Below are 17,427 nucleotides of genomic sequence, written 5' to 3'. Positions count from 1 at the left end.
ACGACAACGCCGCGAGCTCCCCCAGCCCTGGGGGCTGGGAGGTGCCCCCAGTGCCAGGGCACGCGACGCCGCGGAGATCCACAAGACAGGCCCTAATCGCCGACCGGGACGCCGGCTTCGAGGTTGAGGACGGTGGCGCGCTCGCGGGCTCGCAGGGCCCAGCGCAGGCGTGAGAGGCGTACCGGGGGGAGCATCGAGGCGGCCTCGTCCTCGGTGGCGAAGCGCCAGCCACGCAGTTCGGCACCGGGCAGCAGGAGGCGTTCGGCGTCGGCGGCGCGCAGCCGGCCGCCGTCGAAGAGCAGGCGGAGGCCGCCGTAGCCGGGCGGATTGGGCGGTTCCCAGTCGACGACCAGGAGCCGGGGGACGGTGGGGAGTTCGAGGCCGAGCTCCTCGGCGACCTCGCGCATGCCGGCCCGCGCCGGGGGCTCCCCCCGCTCGACGACACCGCCGGGGAACTCCCAGCCGGGCTTGTAGGTCGGGTCGACCAGGAGCACGCGGTCGTGCTCGTCGAAGAGCAGCACGCCGGCCGCCAGCGTCTCGGCGGTCGGCTCGGGGGTCTGCACAATGTCGCAGGCCCCCTCCCCCGCCCGTACCGCCTCGGCGATCCGCTCGGCGGTCCGGCGCGAGTCGAGGGCGCCCGTGTCGATGGTGTGCGCGTCGGCGGTGATCCAGGGCAGCGCCTCCGCGTAGGCGGCGAGGTGGCCCAGACACCAGGTGCGTACGGAGGCGCTGGCCTCGGGGTCGCCGGGGAACTCCTCGCGCTGCGCGATGCGCTCGCGCAGGATCGTTTCCTCGGCGTGCAGCAGCACATGCCGCACCGGTATCCGCCGGGAGGACAGGCCGCCGAAGATCTCGTCGCGGTAGTCCTGCCGCAGCAGCGTCATCGGCACGATGAGCGGGCCGCCGACCTCGCTCAGCAGAGCGGCCGCCGTGTCGACGACGAGCCGCCGCCAGGACGGCAGGTCCTGGTAGTCCGAGACCTCCCCGAGCCGTTTCTCCGGTAGCAGCAGCCGCAGCCCGCTGCCGATGAGTTCCGGGTCGTAGAGCAGGCTGCCCGGTATCAGGTCGAGCAGTTCGCGTGCCGCGCTGGTCTTGCCCGCGCCGAAGGTGCCGTTGAGCCAGACGATCACGGTGCCCCCTCTTCCGTAGCCCCCTACGAATTGCCCGGATCATCGCCTTCGGCAAACGCGGCGGCCTTGTCGCAGGGTCAGCCGGGGGTCAGCCGGGCCAAACCCAACTGCACACAAACGAACGCTAGCGAAGCGCTCTCACCCCCAACAGTGCAGGTTGTCAAGGGTCCTGACGGCATATCGAACAGTTGCCACCGACCCCTTCCAACAACCTCAAACAGCATCTACCGTAAACGATCGTATACGCATGACAGGGACATGACGTTCCGTAATCCTGCGAGGACGGAGGCACCGGAACCATGCGCGATCTGCATATCCGCATTCCAGGTCCACGAGCCGCTCGAAGAGTCACCGGAATCCTGGCCGCCGCACTGCTCTGCACGGCGGCCTTGGTGGTCCCCGCCACCGCCGCGACCGCCACCACGGCCGCGACCGCCGGCACATCCGATGACGCGACCCCCCTGCTCGACAACGGGCTCGCGCTCACACCGCCGATGGGCTTCAACAACTGGAACTCGACCAACTGCCGCGCCGAGTTCAACGAGACGATGGTCGAGGGCATCGCCGACCTCTTCGTCGACAAGGGCCTCAAGGCCGCCGGCTACCAGTACGTCAACCTGGACGACTGCTGGGCCCTCCCGCAGCGCGACAGCGACGGCAAGCTGGTCCCCGACCCCGTGCGATTCCCCAACGGCATCAAGGCCGTTGCCGACTACGTCCACTCCAAAGGCCTGAAGCTGGGCATCTACACCAGCGCCGGCACCAAGACCTGCAACGACGCCGGCTTCCCCGGCGCCCTCGGCCACGAGTACAGCGACGCCCAGCAGTTCGCCGACTGGGGTGTCGACTACCTCAAGTACGACAACTGCAACAACCAGGGCGTGGACGCCGTCCAGCGCTACACCACCATGCGCGACGCGCTCGCCGCCGCCTCCAGGACAACGGGCCGGCCCATCGTCTACAGCATCTGCGAATGGGGCTCGAACTCCCCGTGGACCTGGGCCTCCGACGTCGGCAACCTGTGGCGCACCACCGGCGACATCAGCGACAACTGGTCCAGCATGCTGTCGATCTTCAAGCAGAACGCCCCGCTCGCCCCCTACGCCGGCCCCGGCCACTGGAACGACCCCGACATGCTGGAGGTCGGCAACGGCGGTATGACCGACACCGAGTACCGCAGCCACTTCAGCCTCTGGTCGATCATGGCGGCACCGCTGCTCATCGGCTCCGATCTGCGCAGCGCCACCCAGGCGACGTACGACATCATCGGCAACCGCGACGTCATCGCGGTCGACCAGGACACCCTGGGCAAGCAGGGCACAGTCGTCTCGTCCGAGGACGGCCGCTGGGTGATCAGCAAGGAGCTGGCCGACGGCAGCCGTGCCGTCGCGCTCTTCAACGAGACCAGCCGGCCGCAGCACATCGCGACCACCGCATCGGCCGTCGGGCTGCCCGGCAGGTCCGCCTACCAGCTCCGCGACCTGTGGCAGCACAAGAACTACAACACCGCGGGCGCAGTCTCCGCGACCGTCCCGGCTCACGGCACCGTGCTCTACCGGATCTCGGCCGACCGCCACTGGGCCTCCTACCCGCCGGCCGTCGAAGCCGGGGTCAGCGAGGCACCGTTGGTCGAGGCCGGGACTCCGGCGCCCCTGACGACGACGGCCACCAACCTGGGCCGCACGCCGGCGACGTCCGTCAACGTCACCCTCAGCGGCCCCCAGGGGTGGCGGGTCAAGGCCACCTCGCCCACGAAGGCCGCCGCCCTGGCCACCGGCAGAGAGCTGACCACCTCCTGGACTGTCACCGCACCGGACGGCACCGCGAGCGGCGCATACGATCTCACCCTCACCGCCGCCTACCGCTCACCCACCGGCGTCGCGGCCCGGTCCGAACTCGCCACCGTCGCCTACGTGGTCGTACCGCCTCCTGGCGGCACCTCGTACGTCAGCGACCTGACCTGGATGAGCGCGACGAACGGATGGGGACCGGTCGAGAAGGACACCAGCGTCGGCGAGAGCGACGCAGGCGACGGCCATCCGATCACCATCGGCGGCACGGTCTACGCCAAGGGCCTCGGGGCGCACGCGCTCAGCACGATCGAGTACTACGCCGGGGCCCGCTGCGACACCTTCTCCGCGCAGGTCGGCGTCGACGACGAGAAGGGCGCCAACGGCACCGTCGCCTTCCAGGTCTGGGCCGACGACACGCTGGTCGCCTCGACCGGCGTGCTGACCAACGCCGATCCGGCGCAGGCCCTCACCGCCGACCTGACCGGGGCGAAGACCTTCCGGCTCGTCGTCACCGACGGCGGCGACGGCCTCGACAGCGACCACGCGGACTGGGCGGACGCCAAGATCACCTGCGCGGCCTGAGACCGTCCATCACCACCTCCAGGGCGCGGGCCCGCACCAGCGGGTCCGCGCCCGCCTGCTCCGCCCCGAGCGAGGCTCCGACGAGGACCGCCATCAGCTCGGGCAGCCCGATGTCGTCCCGTACGGCGCCCGCCTCCTGGGCCCGTCGCAGCAGCAGCTCCAGCGCCTCCCGCAGCCCGGCCGCGCCTTCCGTGTGGGCCCGGCCAACGTCGACTCCGGCGTCGGTGAGGGCGTTCGCGAAGGCCCGTTTCGCGCCGGACTGCTCGACGATCAGGGCGAAGAAGCCGAAGAAGGCCTCACCGGGGTCCTTGGCCTCCGACAACGCCTCGGCCTGCTCCGCGAGGCGGCGCAGATGCGCGGTGAACACCGCTTCCAGGAGCGCTTCCTTGGTCGGGAAGTGCCGGAACACGGTGCCGATGCCCACGCCCGCCGCCTTGGCGATCTCCTCGGTCGAGGCCGAGGTGCCGCGCTCGGCGAAGACCGCGTCGGCGACGTCGAGGATGCGGGCACGGTTGCGGGCGGCGTCGGCGCGCAGCGGCTTGGTGTCGGTCATCGGTCACCCTTGACAAACGGAGTGGTCAGTCCGAATCTGATTACCGGAGTCATGACTCCGATTCTATCCCGGACTCTGGAGGTCAGCCATGCCCGCAACCCTGTCACCCCGCGAGGTCCTCGACCAGCTCCACCAGCGCATCTCCGAAGGACGTTGGACGGAGCTCTACGAGTTGTACGCCGAGGACGTCGTCGTCGACATCCCCCTCGCCAAGCCGGAAGCCGAACACGTCGAGGGACGGGAGACGATCCGTAAGCACTTCGGGGCGGCCGAAGGGTTCTTCGCCTTGCAGGTCGCCGGCGACCGGATCGTCCACGAGACCACCGACCCCGAGGTGGTGATCGCCGAGTTCGACTACGAGGGCCGGGTCGTGGCGACCGGGCGGACCTTCCGCGCCTCGAATGTGCAGGTGGTGCGGGTCCGCGACGGCGTCATCGTCGAATCGCGCGACTACCACGACCACTTCGCCATGGCGGCGGCCACCGGCCAACTGCCCGAGCTGGTGGCGGCGCTCAGCCCCCAGGAGTGAACGCGGTCAGCCCCAGCGCCTGCGCCGCAGCGGCGGCCGCGCCGACCAGGCCCGCGTCCGTGCCGAGTTCGGCCGGTGCGACCTTCAAGCCCGAGGCGAAGGACAGCGTGGCGTAGCGGGCGAGGTGGGCGCGCAGCGGGTCGAAGAGCAGCGGGCCCGCCCCGGCGGCCACGCCGCCGCCTATGACGACCACGCCGAGCTCCACCAGGGTCGCCGTCGCGGCGATCCCGGCGGCGAGTGCCTGGGCGGCGCGGTCGAAGGAGGCGAGGGCCAGCGGGTCGCCGGCCCGGGCCGCGTCGGCCACGGCGGCGGCGGTCGGCTCGGTGCCCGGGGCGGGCCGCCAGCCCGAATCCAGCGCGCGGCGGGCGATGTTGGGCCCGCTGGCCAGCCGTTCCACGCAGCCGCGCGAGCCGCAGGGGCAGAGGTCGCCGTCGAGGTCGACGCTGATGTGGCCGATGTGCCCGGCGTTGCCCGTCGGCCCGGGATGCACGGTCCCGCCGAGCACCAGGCCGCCGCCGACGCCCGTCGAGACGACCATGCACAGGGCGTTGTCGTAGCCACGGGCAGCGCCGAGCCAGTGCTCGGCGGCGGCGATGGCCACCCCGTCGCCGGTGAGGACGACGGGCAGCGTTCCGGCCGCTTCCGTCACCCCGCCGACCAGCGGGTAGCCGCGCCACCCGGGTACGTTCACCGGGCTGACCGTGCCCACCGACGCGTCCACCGGGCCGGCGCTCCCGATGCCGACCGCCACGACCGCCGCCCACCGGGGGTCGGCGCGCAGCTCGGCGACCACCTCGCCGACGGCCCGCATCACGGTGTCCCCGTCCTCCCGGGCCGGGGTCGGCCGCAGGGCCCGTACGAGCAGCCGGCCGCCGGGGTCCACCAGCGCACCGGCGATCTTCGTGCCGCCGATGTCCAGGGCGGCGATCAGCGGTCGGGACGTGACGGACGGCCGGGACGCGGCAGGCGTCTCGGCGGTGGATTCGGTACGCATGGCGGTAGTCTCACCCTTTGTTGACAACGTTGTCCAGCCCCTAGGATCCGCCCGTGACCGATATCGCGCGGACTGCCCGCCCCACCATGAAGGACGTCGCGGCCCGGGCCGGCGTCGGCCTCAAGACCGTATCGCGCGTCGTCAACGAGGAACCCGGCGTCACCGACGACACCATCGCCCGCGTCCAGGCCGCGATCGACGCGCTCGGCTTCCGCCGCAACGACAGCGCGCGGTTGCTCCGCAAAGGCCGTACGGCCAGCATCGGACTCGTCCTCGAGGACCTGGCCGACCCCTTCTACGCCCCCCTCAGCCGGGCCGTCGAGGACCTGGCCCGCGCCCACTCGACCCTGCTGTTCACCGGCTCCAGCGCGGAGAACGCCGAACGCGAGCAGGAGCTGACACTGGCCTTCTGCGCCCGGCGCGTCGACGGTTTGGTGATCGTCCCGGCCAGCGACGACCACCGCTACCTGGAGCCCGAGATCGCGGCCGGCGTCGCCACCGTCTTCGTGGACCGTCCCGCGGGCGGCATCGACGCGGACGTCGTCCTCAGCGACAACGCGGGCGGTACGCGGGACGGCGTCGCGCACCTCATCGCCCACGGGCACCGCCGCATCGGCTTCATCGGCGACCAGCCCCACATCCACACCGCCGCCCAACGGCTGCGCGGCTACCGCGAGGCGATGGCGGCCGCGGGCCTGCCGGTGCACGACGGCTGGATCTCGTCCGGGTCGACCGCCCCCGAGCACGTGCGGGCGGAGGTCGAGCGGATGCTGTCGGGGCCCGAGCCGGTGACCGCGCTCTTCGCGGGCAACAACCGGATCACGGTGACCGCGGTCCGCGTTCTCGCCGACCGGCCCGGGCACCCCGTCGCCCTGGTCGGCTTCGACGACTTCGAACTGGCGGATCTGCTGCGCCCCGCGGTCACCGTCGTCGCCCAGGATCCCGGCGAGCTCGGCCGTACGGCCGCCCGCCTTCTGTTCCGGCGCCTCGACGGCTCGGCCGGGCCCCCCAGCCGCGTCGAGCTGCCCTGCCGGCTCATCGCGCGCGGCTCCGGCGAGATCCCGCCCGCGGCGTGAGGGGGTGCGCCCCACCGGCCGGTAGGGCTTGGCCGGGGCGTTGACATCTGGTTGGTGCAACGATTCGATGCGTTCTGATCAAGAGGGACCAAGAGGGGACACATCATGGCGCTGACCGACATGCCGCTGGACGATCTGCGCGCCTACCGGCCTGCGATAGCCGAGCCCGAGGACTTCGACAGCTTCTGGTCCAAGACCCTCGCCACCGCCCGCGACGCGGCCGCCGGGCCGGCCGAGTACCGGCTCGTCGAGGACTCGCCGCTCAGCACGGTGGATGTCTACGACGTACGGTTCCCGGGCTGGGGCGGCCAGCCCATCGCGGCCTGGCTGCTGTTGCCGCGCGGGGCGTCGGCGCCGCTGCCCGCCGTGGTCAACTACATCGGTTACAGCGGCGGCCGGGGCCTGCACCACGAGAACCTGCTGTGGAGCGCCGCCGGCTACGCCCATCTCATCGTCGACAGCCGTGGCCAGGGCCACGACACCCCCGACCCGGATCCGATGCCCGGCCCGCAGTACGTCGGCGGCTTCATGACGCGCGGGGTGGAGGATCCCGAGCACTACTACTACCGCCGCCTGATGACCGACTGCGTACGTGCCGTGGAGGTGCTGCGCGAGCACCCCGCCGTCGACCCGGCCCGCGTCGTCGTCGCCGGAGGCAGCCAGGGCGGCGGCCTGGCCCTCTCGGTGGCGGCCCTCGCCGGGGATGCGGTGGCGGCCGCCCTGATCGACGTGCCCTTCCTGTGCCACTTCCGGCGCGGTGCCGATTCCGCCGACATGGGCCCGTACCCGGAGCTCGCGACCTATCTGAGCGTCCACAAGCGCATCGACCCGGACCTGGTCTTCGCCACGCTCAACTACTTCGACGGCGTCCACTTCGCCCCCCGGGCGACCGCCCCCGCGCTGTTCAGCGTCGGCCTCATGGATCCGATCTGCCCGCCGTCCACCGTCTACGCGGCGTACAACCGCTATGCGGGCCAGAAGGACATCCGCGTCTGGCAGTTCGGCGACCACGGCGGCGGCCGGGGCTCCCAGGACCACGAACAGCTGCTGTGGCTGCGGGAGCGCGGACTGGCACCGTCGGCCTAGGCCCCGGACAGGGCCTTGCCGCCCAGCGGGTCCCCGGCCGGGCGCGGGAGTCAGCAGACCGGCAGGCCGGGGACGGGCTGGTCGTTGTCGCCGCCCTTGATGTAGACGTCGCTGAACCACACGTTGGTGTTGCCGCTGTCGTCGTCGGTCTTGGCCCACCAGACGTTCGTCCACTGGCTGTAGGTCTCCCTAGACCGGCGCGCGTTCCGTTTCGTGGTGGGTCGGTGCCTCCGCAGGCGGCACGGCAGTGGTCAGCCGGCCGCCGGCCGTCCCGCCAGGGAGTCCAGTTCGGGGCGGGCGAGGCCGGTGGCGGCGGTGACTTCGGCGGGGTCGAGGGCGCCGGAGTCGAGGCCGCGGAGCAGGTAGCCGCTGAGGGCCTTGGCGGTGGCCGGCTCGTCCATGACGTCGCCGCCGGCCTTGGCAACGTAGGCGGCCAGGCGGGCGGCGGCGACGGCGAAGCCGTCCCGGTAGAAGGCGTAGACGGCGGCGTAGCGGGTGGGGAGGTGCGCGGGGTGCATGTCCCAGCCCTGGTAGTACGCGCGGGCGAGTGAGCGCCGGACGAGTCCGTAGTGGAGCCGCCAGGCGTCGTGGACCTGAGAAGTGGGCCCGACGGGGAGGACGTTGGTGGCGCCGTCCGAGAGACGGACGCCGGTGCCGGCGGCGGCGACCTGCATGACGGCCTTGGCGTGGTCGGCGACGGGGTGGTCCATGGACTGGTAGGCAGGGCTCACGCCGCAGGACGCGCTGTAGTCGAAGGTGCCGTAGTGCAGCCCGGTGACGCGGCCGTCGGCGGCGTCGATGAGGCGGGCGACGGTGGCGGTGCCGTCGGGGCCGAGGATGGACTGGGTGGTCTCGATCTGGATTTCGAAACCGATCCGGCCGTCGGCGAGCCCGCCCGCCTTCTCGAACTCCTCGCAGAGCCGGACCATCGCCCTGACCTGCTGCGGGAAGGTCACCTTGGGAAGGGTCAGGACCAGCCCGTCGGGCAGGCCCCCCGCGTCGAGGAGTCCGGTCAGGAAGACGTCCAGCGTGCGGATGCCCCGGTCGCGGACGGCCGCCTCCATGCACTTCATGCGGATGCCGACGAACGGGGGCGCGCTCCCCGCTGCGACCGCGGCGGAGACGATCCGGGCGGCCGCGAGGGCCGCGGTGTCCTCCTCGGCGTCGGGGCGCGGTCCGTAGCCGTCCTCGAAGTCGATGCGGAGGTCTTCGATCGGCTCGCGCTCCAGCTTGGCGCGTACGCGGTCGTGGACCGGCCCGGCGAGTTCCTCGGTGAGGCCGAGGACCCGGGCCAGGGTCTCCGCGTCCGGGGCGTGCTCGTCGAGCGCGGCCAGCGCCTGGTCGCCCCAGCTACGTACGGTGTCGGCGGCGAAGGCGTCGGCGGGTACGTAGACGGTGTGCACGGGCTGGCGGGTGCCGGGGTCCCCGGGGTAGCGGTGGGCGAGTTCCGCGTCGACGCCGGCGAGCGAGGCGCCGATGTCGACCCGGATCGCGTCGCCCAGCGATGTGCCGACCGCGTCACCCTGCGCCATGTGCCATCCTCCAGATCTTCAACAAAACGTTGAAGCGAAGCTAGCGCCCGCGTCGGGCGGCCGTCAACGGACCGTCCCCACCCACAGGTGGCTGAACGGCACGACATAGACCGTGATCGCGAGCAGCACCCGGTCCCCTGCCACAGCCAGCCTACGATGCCGTGGCCAGGGGATACGGCGACTGACGGACGCGACTCCCACCCCGAACGAACCGGCCGCCCGGGTCCGGAGCGGGCCGTCGGCGGTGACGGCCAGAAGCAGCGCGGCCCGACCTGTGAGGCTGAGGGCGCGCGGCTGCTCCGCGGGCAGGTCGTCCGGATCCTGGGCGGCGGCCGGGCGGGCGGCGTAGCGCTCCAGGTAGAGGTGCCAGCGCCGCTCCCACTCGTTGGTGAGCGGCGGGACGGCGTCCTCGTCGCGCTGCTCGCGGGCGCGGTCCAAAGCGGCCTGGGCAGCCAGGTCCTCGCGCAGGAGCGCGGCGATGCGGGCCGGATCGGCGCCGGCCAGCGCGGTGACGGACATCGCGTCGACGCGGGACGGCCAGGCGCGGGTCCTGCCCAGGTCCAGGGCGATGTCGGAGGGCCCGTCCACGGCCGTCGTGGCGAACTGCTGCTCCAGGCGCTGCGCCGTCGCGAGCCCTGCGTCGGCGAAGGCGCGCAGGTCGTCGGTGGTGATCCGCAGTTCGTCCGGGATCGCGCCGGGCCGCCCGGGGAGCGCGGGCGCGGTCACGCCGATGGTCCCGGCGATCCGGTCGAGAAGGGCCCGCTGGCGCTCGCGTTCGTCCTCGTCGTGGGGGTCGTCCGGGTCGTCGAAGGCTTCGAGTTCGAGGACGAAGGCCGCGTTGTCGTCGTGCAGCAGCAGGCAGTCCCCGGCCCAGGTTTCGCCCTGTTCCTCGTCCGGCTCCCCGTCCTCCTCGTCCTCCGGTTCGTCGGCGCCCACGAGTTGCAGCACCTTCGGGTCGGATCCGGCCGCCATCAGCAGATTCGCCGCTGCCCGCAGCGCGGCCGCGGAGCGCACCGGGTCGAGTACGGTTCCGCCCTCCGCGCCGACCTCGGTCGCCACGACCGGGCCGTCCGGGTCCCTGACGGGGCGTATGAGGCGTACGGCGGACTTGGCGCGCTCCACCCACGCGCCGTCATCGCTCGGCCGCGCACTGCGGCGCCGCAACGGCCAGGCGGCGAGAGCGAGTACGCCGGAGGTGAGGGAGGCGGCGGCGCCCCAGACCGGGGTGGCGGCGGTGAGGAGGACCTGTCCGCCGATCAGGATCATCGCCAGGACAAAGCGCGGCGCCGTGGTGGAACTTCCGGTGCCGGGGTCCGACCAGACCTCGGCGGCGCGCGGCAACCAGGTGTACAGCGGCAGCCGCCCGCGGCTTCCCGCAGGCTCGTTCGTCACCCGCGAATCCTCACATGTGATCCTGTGCGCGCAAAGGCCCCCGCCCTTGCGGGCAGAGGCCTTTCGCAGGTCGTACGTCCTACGTCGTACGGGGAGCCGGATCAGCCCTTGCGGGCCTTGATCTCCTCGGTGAGCTGGGGGACGACCTGGAAGAGGTCGCCGACGACGCCGTAGTCGACCAGGTCGAAGATCGGGGCCTCGGCGTCCTTGTTGACCGCCACGATGGTCTTGGAGGTCTGCATCCCGGCCCGGTGCTGGATGGCGCCGGAGATTCCGTTGGCGATGTAGAGCTGCGGGGAGACCGACTTGCCGGTCTGGCCGACCTGGTTGGTGTGCGGGTACCAGCCGGCGTCCACGGCGGCGCGGGAGGCGCCGACGGCCGCGCCGAGGGAGTCGGCCAGCTCCTCGATGATGTGGAAGTTCTCGGAGCCGTTGACGCCACGGCCGCCGGAGACCACGATCGCGGCCTCGGTCAGCTCCGGACGCCCGGTCGACTCGCGCGGGGTGCGGGCGGTGACCTTCGTACCGGTGGCCAGCGCGCCGAACTCGACCGCCAGCTGCTCGACCGCACCGGCGGCCGGAGCGGACTCCACCGGGGCGGAGTTGGGCTTGACCGTGATGACCGGAACGCCCTTGCTGACCCGGGACTTGGTGGTGAACCCGGCCGCGAACGCCGACTGCGTGGCCACCGGGCCCGCGTCGGACGCCTCGACGTCCACGGCGTCGGTGATGATGCCGGCGCCGAGCCGCAGCGCCAGGCGGGCCGCGATCTCCTTGCCCTCACCGGAGGACGGTACGAGCACCGCGACCGGCGAGACGGCCTTGGCGGCGGCTTCGAGCGCGTCGACCTTCGGCACGACCAGGTAGTCGGCGAACTCGCTCGCGTCGGCGGTCAGGACCCGGGTCGCGCCGTGCTCGGCCAGCACCGGCGCGGCGGTGTCGGCGCCCGGGCCGAGGTGGACGGCGACGGGCTCGCCCAGGCGGCGGGCCAGGGTCAGCAGTTCAAGGGTCGGCTTGCGGACGGCACCGTCCACGTGGTCGACGTAGACGAGGACTTCACCCATGTGAATCGATCTCCTGCGGAAAGTGTGAGGGGGCGGCGGGCACAGCCGAGGGCCAGTGCCGTGACCGGCGATGTTTGCCCGTCAAGGAGCGTCGTCCGGTGCGTGCGATCGCAAGGCGGCCGGAAGTCTTTGATGGGGGTCCCCCCTGCTCGAGCGAAGCCGAGAGCTTGGGGGTGGGGGTACCTCCCGGCCGAAGGCTGGGGGGAGAGCTACCAGGGCTTTTGGCCAACGCCGCGAGCGTGCGTGCTGGGCGGTGCGACAGGGCAAAGCTTGCCGGGAGGGGCACTAGATGAACTTCTGCGAAGCCAGGAACTCCGCGAGCTGCTTGCCGCCCTCGCCCTCGTCCTTGACGATCGTGCCGGCGGTGCGCGGCGGGCGGGCCGTCGCGTCCTCGACCTTGGTCCAGGCGCCCTCGAGACCGACCTCGGCCTCGTCGATGCCCAGGTCGGACAGGTCCAGGGCCTCGACCGGCTTCTTCTTGGCCGCCATGATGCCCTTGAACGACGGGTAACGGGCCTCGCCCGACTGGTCGGTGACCGAGACCAGCGCCGGCAGCGACGCCTCCAGGGTCTCGCTCGCCGCGTCGCCGTCGCGGCGGCCGGTCACCTTGCCGTCCTCGACCTTGACCTCGGACAGCAGGGTCACCTGCGGGATGCCCAGGCGCTCGGCCAGCAGCGCCGGCACGACACCGGCGGTGCCGTCGGTCGAGGCCATACCGGTGACGACCAGGTCGTATCCGGCGTGCTCGATCGCCTTGGCCAGCACCAGCGAGGTGCCGATGATGTCGGTGCCGTGCAGGCCGTCGTCCTCGACGTGGATGGCCTTGTCCGCGCCCATGGACAGCGCCTTGCGCAGCGCGTCCTTGGCGTCCTCCGGACCCACCGTCAGCACGGTGATCTCGGCGTCGTCCGCGGCGTCGGCGATCTGCAGGGCCTGCTCGACCGCGTACTCGTCGAGCTCGGACAGCAGGCCGTCGACCGCGTCCCGGTCGGTGGTCAGGTCCTCGGCGAAGTGGCGGTCGCCCGTGGCATCGGGCACGTACTTCACTGCGACTACGATCCTCAAGCTCACGCCTGCACTCCTACTGCATCGGCTTCGTCGGCGACTGCCCTCTGAAAGGCAGCATAGGCGCCTACGGCTGCGGCTCCCGGTGGGGACGCTGTGGCGGGCCCCGACGGATATATTACTCGCCAGTACACCCAGTTGTTTCCCCGTATGCAAGCGCGGCGAACTGTGACGTACCCGACGCCGGGCAGCGGCGACGCTTCAGTGACGCAGCGCGTTGAAACCACCCTGGTGGTAAAGAAGGGGACGTCCGGGACCCTCGGGGTCGCCGGCGATCGCCTGGGCCACGACGATGCGGTGGTCGCCGGCGGGTATGCGGGCGACGACGCGCGCGACCAGCCAGGCGGAGACATCGTCGAGCAGCGGCACGCCATGTGCGCCGGTACGCCACGCCGTCTGCGGCCCGAAGCGGTCGGCGCCGCTGCGGGCGAAGGTCGCGGCCACGTCCTGCTGGTGCTCGCCGAGTATGTGGATGCCGACGAACGGCGCCTCGGAGACGGTGGGCCAGGCGGACGCCCCGGTGCTGATCCCGAAGGACAGCAGCGGTGGTTCCGCCGAAACGGACGTGAGAGAGGTCGCGGTGAAGCCGACCGGCTGGGCGCCGGGTGCGGTGATGACGGCGACGCCGGCGGCGTGGCGGCGGAAGACGGACCGGAAGGTGGCCGAGTCGAAGAGGGTGGTCGTGCCGATGTCGGTCGAGGCAGTCATGGAATTGTCCTTCTGGAGCGGCGGTGCCGGAGGCGGCGTGCTGTCGTCTGGGGCGCTCACTGGCCCGGACAGCGCGCGCTGGCGTGCCGACCGAGGTCGACATCCGCTCGTGCGTACAGAAGGGGGTCTCGCGACATAACGTCAGACTGACGATCCAGTCCGTACTCCGTCAAGACCGGCCCGGAATGTGGGATCACGGTCATACGGCTCATACAGCGGCTCCCAGTGCCGCGATGACATCCGCCTTCCGCGGCTGTCCGGCGGCACGCCGCACAACCGCGCCGTCGCCGTCGAGGACCAGCACGGTCGGGGTCTTGAGGATCGCGAGCCGTCGCACGAGGTCCAGGTGCGCCTCGGCGTCGATCTCCACATGCCGTACGCCGTCGACCATTCCGGCGACCTCGTCGAGGGTCCGCCGGGTCGCCCGGCACGGCGAGCAGAAGGCGCTGGAGAACTGCACGAGCGTCGCCCGCTCCCCCAACGGCCCGCCGATATCGGCTGCCGTGAGCCGCTCGGCGCTGTCCTTGGCCCGCACCCGGATCCTCCCCTGCCGCCGCTGGTGCAGCAGGCCGTAGAGCCCCGACGCCGCGAGCACCACGACGCACACCACCAGTCCAGTCATCTCGTCTCTTTCCTCCCGCCCCGGTGCAGCGTTCATCCGACCGCAATGATTCCCGCGGGTCCTTCCTACCCAGGGATCCGCAATCATTGCCGGTATGAACATCGATGCCCGGGGCCCGCGTTTCGCCGCGACCCTGACCGCAGTCGTCCTGGCCGTCGTCCTGATCACCGGCAGCGGCTGGCTGCTGGCCGTGCAGGCGCTGGTCTTCGCCGTCGGCGCCTCCGCCGGGGTCCAGAAGTCACCGTACGGTCTGCTCTACCGCACGGTCGTACGTCCCCGTCTCGGGCCGCCGACCGAGACCGAGGACCCGGCGCCGCCGCGCTTCGCCCAGGCCGTGGGTCTGGTCTTCGCCCTGCTCGGCCTGATCGGCTACTTCGCGGGGCCGCAGTGGCTGGGCATGGCGGCGACCGGAGCCGCGTTGGCGGCCGCCTTCCTGAACGCGGCGTTCGGCTACTGCCTGGGGTGCGAGATGTATCTGCTGCTGCGCCGCGTCACGCCGTCGAGTTGAGGGAAGTGATGAGAATCTCGGTCAATGTCGGGCACGCCAGGTGACAGGGCAGTCGTTTACGGGGCACGATCACCCCGCGACCTGAAACCTACGGCCGCGTAACTTCCGCCGGGGCACCATCCCCAAGAGAGAGCAGGGACCCCGACATGGCCGAACTGGTCTACCCACCTGTCATCGGACTTGCCCGCACCATGTTCAAGGTGCAGGGACTGCGGTTCGACATCGGCGGCACGGAGAACGTCCCCCGCAAGGGCGGCGCGCTGCTGGTGAGCAACCACATCGGTTATCTGGACTTCATCTTCGCCGGTCTGACCGTACTGCCCGCCAAGCGGCTGGTGCGCTTCATGGCTAAGGAGTCGGTCTTCCGGCACAGGATCTCGGGCCCGCTGATGCGCGGCATGAAGCACATTCCGGTGGACCGCTCCGAGGGCATGCACGCCTACGCGCACGCGTTGGACGCGTTGCGCTCCGGTGAGATCATCGGTGTCTTCCCCGAGGCCACGATCTCCCAGTCGTTCACGCTCAAGTCCTTCAAGTCCGGCGCCGCCCGGCTCGCCATGGACGCCGGGGTGCCGCTGCTGCCCATGGCCCTGTGGGGCACCCAGCGGCTGTGGACCAAGGGCCACCCCCGCAACCTGGGCCGCAGCCGCACCCCCATCACCATCCGGGTCGGCGAGCAGATGAACCCGCTGGAGAACGAGAAGCCGGGCGCGCTCACCCGCCGCCTGCGGCTGCGCGTCCAGGAGTTGCTGGAGGACGCGCAGCGCGCCTACAGCGGCCGCCCGAGCGGCCCCGACGACACCTGGTGGCTGCCCACCCACCTCGGCGGCACCGCGCCCACCCCGGAGGAAGCGGCGGCCCGGGACCGCGAAGCGGCTCACTGAGCCGGTTCGTACACCGTCACCTCGGCCCCCGGGCTGACCACGCGCAGGCCGCCGGCGAGTTGTCGGCGGCCGCGCGCGGTGTGTCGAGCGGCATGGGGCCGAGCCGCTCCGGCAGGAACAGGGCGTTGGCCGACTCCTCGTTGAGCCGGGTGCGTACGCCCTGCCGCCAGTTCCAGCGGCGGCAGGTGACCCCGGCCGCGTCCTACCCATCGTGGGCCTTCGCGATTCGGAGCCGGGTTCAGAGCTTGGTGGGCAGCGTCCGCCACAAGTGCGGCCGGTCGGTGGCCTGCTGGAGGCATTCCAGCACGGGCGGCGGGGTGGCCGCGTACAGGGTCGGGAAGTCGAACTCGCCCTCGGCCGGATCCGGCACCCAGGCCAGCCGCTCCTCGCCGAGCGAGAACTGCGCGTCCACGCCGGGCTTGTTGCCGCGCGGATCCTGCCGGGCCCAGCGGTCGTGCCCGGGGAGCCTGACCGCCACAAGGCCGTGGACCACCCCGAGGAACTGGTAGCACAGGCCCGTCGGGATGCCTTCGGCTCGCAGCAGGGCCGCCAGGGCGTGGGACTTGGCGTAGCAGATGCCGGTGCGGGCGGCCAGGACGTCCGAGGCGCGCCAGGTGACCCGCAGGTCTCCGGAGTCGTCGGAGTGCGGGATGGTGTCGCGTACGAACTCGAAGGCGGCCTTGGCATAGTCATGCAGCTCGGGTGCCCCGGCGCGCAGCGTGGCTGCGGTCTCGCGGACCAGTGGGTGGTGGTGGTCGATGACGCTGTCGGCCGCCAGATATGCGGTCAGGTCGGAGGTCTCGGGTTTCGGCTCCATGTGACGGATACTAGGAAGACGTAAAGCCAGCGTGCAATTCTTTTTCTGGGTCTCGCATATCTATGCACAACTGGGACGGTTGGCATGGCCAGAGGCAGGCACTGGAGCAGGTGGGCGGCGATCCTGGCCGTCGTGGTGATCGCGGCGGCCCTCGTGGTCACTCATCGCGGCCGCGACCGGGGCGCGAGCCCGCTCCCCTCGGGCACCACGTCCCCGTCGGCAGCGACTTCGCCCTTCACGGGGCTGCCGCAGCGGGCGCCCGCACCGGTGCTGGCGGTGAAGATCGACAATGTGGCGGCCGCGCGGCCGCACACCGGCCTGACCAAGGCCGACCTGGTGTACGTCGAGGAGGTCGAGTCCGGCCTCAGCCGCATCCTCGCCGTCTTCTCGTCCCACCTCCCGCCCCGGGTCGGCCCGGTGCGCAGTGCCCGCGAGTCCGACCTCGAGCTCCTGCGCCAGTTCGGCCGCCCGGCGCTCGCCTACTCCGGCGCCCAGGGCAAGCTGCTCCCCGTCATAGCCCGTGCCGCCGTCGACGACGTCTCCCCCGCCCACGCCCCGCAGGCCTACACCCGCGACTCCGCCCGCCAGGCACCGCACAACCTCTACGCCGCCCCCGCCGAGCTCCTGGCCGCCGCCCCGTCAGCCTCCGCCTCCCACGACATCGGCTTCCGCTTCGGCCCCGCCCCGGCCTCCGGCACCCCCACCACGGACAGGACGGTGCGCTTCCCCTCGGCCCGCGTCGCCTTCCACTGGTCCGCCCAGCAGTCGCGCTGGCTGGCGTCCTTCGACGGCCGCCCCGAGACCGCCACGGAGGGCGGTCAGCTCGGGCCGCCGACGGTCGTCATCCAGTACGTGAACGTACGGGCCTCCGGCTACCACGACCGCTGGGGCAACTCGTCGCCGTACAGCGAGACCGTGGGCTCCGGCCGTGCGGTCGTGCTCCGCGACGGCCGCGCGTACGACGGCAGATGGTCGCGGCCCTCGGCCACCGGTGGGACGGCCTTCACCACGACCGGCGGCCGGCCGCTGAACTTCGCGAAGGGCCAGGTGTGGGTCGTCCTCGCGCCGAAGTCCGGCTAGCCCCGGCAGGAC

The 17,427-nt window shown here is 71.8% G+C and carries 17 protein-coding genes and 1 pseudogene; 7 read left to right on the top strand and 11 right to left on the bottom strand.

The window, feature by feature from the left end:
* Positions 1-92: 92 nt before the first annotated feature.
* Entirely contained in the window at positions 93-1,130 is a 1,038-nt protein-coding gene (locus tag ACFXJ5_RS32770) for an NUDIX domain-containing protein (RefSeq protein WP_384639250.1), read from the bottom strand.
* Between the two features lie 299 nt (positions 1,131-1,429).
* Here ACFXJ5_RS32770 and ACFXJ5_RS32765 point away from each other — a divergent pair, with 299 nt between their 5' ends.
* Positions 1,430-3,505 (top strand): NPCBM/NEW2 domain-containing protein, encoded by a 2,076-nt coding sequence (locus ACFXJ5_RS32765; RefSeq protein ID WP_384639247.1) that lies wholly within the window; start codon positions 1,430-1,432, stop codon positions 3,503-3,505.
* On the opposite strand, the gene ACFXJ5_RS32760 is transcribed toward ACFXJ5_RS32765, so the two are convergent.
* On the bottom strand, positions 3,489-4,058 hold the full coding sequence (locus tag ACFXJ5_RS32760; protein WP_384639245.1) for a TetR/AcrR family transcriptional regulator: 570 nt from the start codon (positions 4,056-4,058) through the stop codon (positions 3,489-3,491). The genes ACFXJ5_RS32765 and ACFXJ5_RS32760 overlap by 17 nt on opposite strands.
* Positions 4,059-4,146: 88 nt before the next feature.
* On the opposite strand from ACFXJ5_RS32760, the gene ACFXJ5_RS32755 reads away from it, so the two are divergent.
* Positions 4,147-4,587 carry a nuclear transport factor 2 family protein gene (locus ACFXJ5_RS32755; RefSeq protein ID WP_384639242.1) on the top strand — a complete coding sequence of 147 codons (441 nt, stop codon included), beginning with the start codon at positions 4,147-4,149 and terminating at the stop codon, positions 4,585-4,587.
* On the opposite strand, the gene ACFXJ5_RS32750 is transcribed toward ACFXJ5_RS32755, so the two are convergent.
* On the bottom strand, positions 4,571-5,581 hold the full coding sequence (locus ACFXJ5_RS32750; protein ID WP_384639240.1) for an ROK family protein: 1,011 nt from the start codon (positions 5,579-5,581) through the stop codon (positions 4,571-4,573). The genes ACFXJ5_RS32755 and ACFXJ5_RS32750 overlap by 17 nt on opposite strands.
* Before the next feature lie 86 nt (positions 5,582-5,667).
* Between ACFXJ5_RS32750 and ACFXJ5_RS32745 the strand changes: the two genes are divergently transcribed.
* Positions 5,668-6,657 carry a LacI family DNA-binding transcriptional regulator gene (locus tag ACFXJ5_RS32745; RefSeq protein ID WP_384639267.1) on the top strand — a complete coding sequence of 330 codons (990 nt, stop codon included), beginning with the start codon at positions 5,668-5,670 and terminating at the stop codon, positions 6,655-6,657.
* Between the two features lie 105 nt (positions 6,658-6,762).
* Positions 6,763-7,743 carry an acetylxylan esterase gene (locus ACFXJ5_RS32740; RefSeq protein ID WP_384639237.1) on the top strand — a complete coding sequence of 327 codons (981 nt, stop codon included), beginning with the start codon at positions 6,763-6,765 and terminating at the stop codon, positions 7,741-7,743.
* Between the two features lie 251 nt (positions 7,744-7,994).
* Here ACFXJ5_RS32740 and ACFXJ5_RS32735 read toward each other — a convergent pair whose 3' ends face one another.
* From ACFXJ5_RS32735 to ACFXJ5_RS32710, 6 genes are all read right to left on the bottom strand, one after another.
* A complete protein-coding gene (locus ACFXJ5_RS32735; RefSeq protein WP_384639234.1) occupies positions 7,995-9,275 on the bottom strand; it encodes a DUF6986 family protein in 1,281 nt (426 codons plus the stop codon).
* 63 nt (positions 9,276-9,338) lie between these two features.
* A complete protein-coding gene (locus ACFXJ5_RS32730; RefSeq protein ID WP_384639232.1) occupies positions 9,339-10,667 on the bottom strand; it encodes a hypothetical protein in 1,329 nt (442 codons plus the stop codon).
* Positions 10,668-10,768: 101 nt separating this feature from the next.
* A complete protein-coding gene (locus ACFXJ5_RS32725; protein ID WP_384639229.1) occupies positions 10,769-11,731 on the bottom strand; it encodes an electron transfer flavoprotein subunit alpha/FixB family protein in 963 nt (320 codons plus the stop codon).
* A 285-nt stretch (positions 11,732-12,016) separates the two neighbouring features.
* Positions 12,017-12,802 (bottom strand): electron transfer flavoprotein subunit beta/FixA family protein, encoded by a 786-nt coding sequence (locus tag ACFXJ5_RS32720; RefSeq protein WP_384639226.1) that lies wholly within the window; start codon positions 12,800-12,802, stop codon positions 12,017-12,019.
* A gap of 195 nt (positions 12,803-12,997) precedes the next feature.
* Positions 12,998-13,504: a flavin reductase family protein gene (locus tag ACFXJ5_RS32715; RefSeq protein WP_384639224.1), complete on the bottom strand. Its 507-nt coding sequence runs from the start codon at positions 13,502-13,504 to the stop codon at positions 12,998-13,000.
* A gap of 208 nt (positions 13,505-13,712) precedes the next feature.
* Positions 13,713-14,126: a thioredoxin family protein gene (locus tag ACFXJ5_RS32710; protein ID WP_384639221.1), complete on the bottom strand. Its 414-nt coding sequence runs from the start codon at positions 14,124-14,126 to the stop codon at positions 13,713-13,715.
* Positions 14,127-14,220: 94 nt separating this feature from the next.
* On the opposite strand from ACFXJ5_RS32710, the gene ACFXJ5_RS32705 reads away from it, so the two are divergent.
* Together ACFXJ5_RS32705 and ACFXJ5_RS32700 are read left to right on the top strand one after the other, a co-directional pair.
* Positions 14,221-14,634, top strand: a complete 414-nt coding sequence (locus ACFXJ5_RS32705) for a DUF4395 domain-containing protein (RefSeq protein WP_384639218.1) — start codon at positions 14,221-14,223, stop codon at positions 14,632-14,634.
* Positions 14,635-14,780: 146 nt separating this feature from the next.
* The gene (locus ACFXJ5_RS32700; protein ID WP_384639215.1) at positions 14,781-15,518 is read left to right on the top strand and encodes a lysophospholipid acyltransferase family protein; all 738 of its coding nucleotides are present in this window, start codon (positions 14,781-14,783) and stop codon (positions 15,516-15,518) included.
* Here ACFXJ5_RS32700 and ACFXJ5_RS32695 read toward each other — a convergent pair.
* Positions 15,512-15,720, bottom strand: a pseudogene (locus ACFXJ5_RS32695) (cytoplasmic protein); the annotation flags it as partial. The gene ACFXJ5_RS32700 and the pseudogene ACFXJ5_RS32695 sit on opposite strands and share 7 nt — an antisense overlap.
* A 36-nt stretch (positions 15,721-15,756) precedes the next feature.
* The gene (locus tag ACFXJ5_RS32690; RefSeq protein WP_384639212.1) at positions 15,757-16,335 is read right to left on the bottom strand and encodes a transglutaminase family protein; all 579 of its coding nucleotides are present in this window, start codon (positions 16,333-16,335) and stop codon (positions 15,757-15,759) included.
* Positions 16,336-16,419: 84 nt separating this feature from the next.
* On the opposite strand from ACFXJ5_RS32690, the gene ACFXJ5_RS32685 reads away from it, so the two are divergent.
* Positions 16,420-17,415, top strand: coding sequence for a DUF3048 domain-containing protein (locus ACFXJ5_RS32685; protein WP_384639209.1), 996 nt, complete (start codon positions 16,420-16,422; stop codon positions 17,413-17,415).
* Positions 17,416-17,427 lie beyond the last annotated feature (12 nt).

The organism is Streptomyces sp. NPDC059373 (assembly GCF_042751495.1).
In the GTDB taxonomy this organism is placed as follows: Bacteria; Actinomycetota; Actinomycetes; order Streptomycetales; family Streptomycetaceae; genus Actinacidiphila.
The sequence above is the reverse complement of the archived record's forward strand: the minus strand, read 5'-3'. Positions and strand labels throughout refer to the sequence as shown.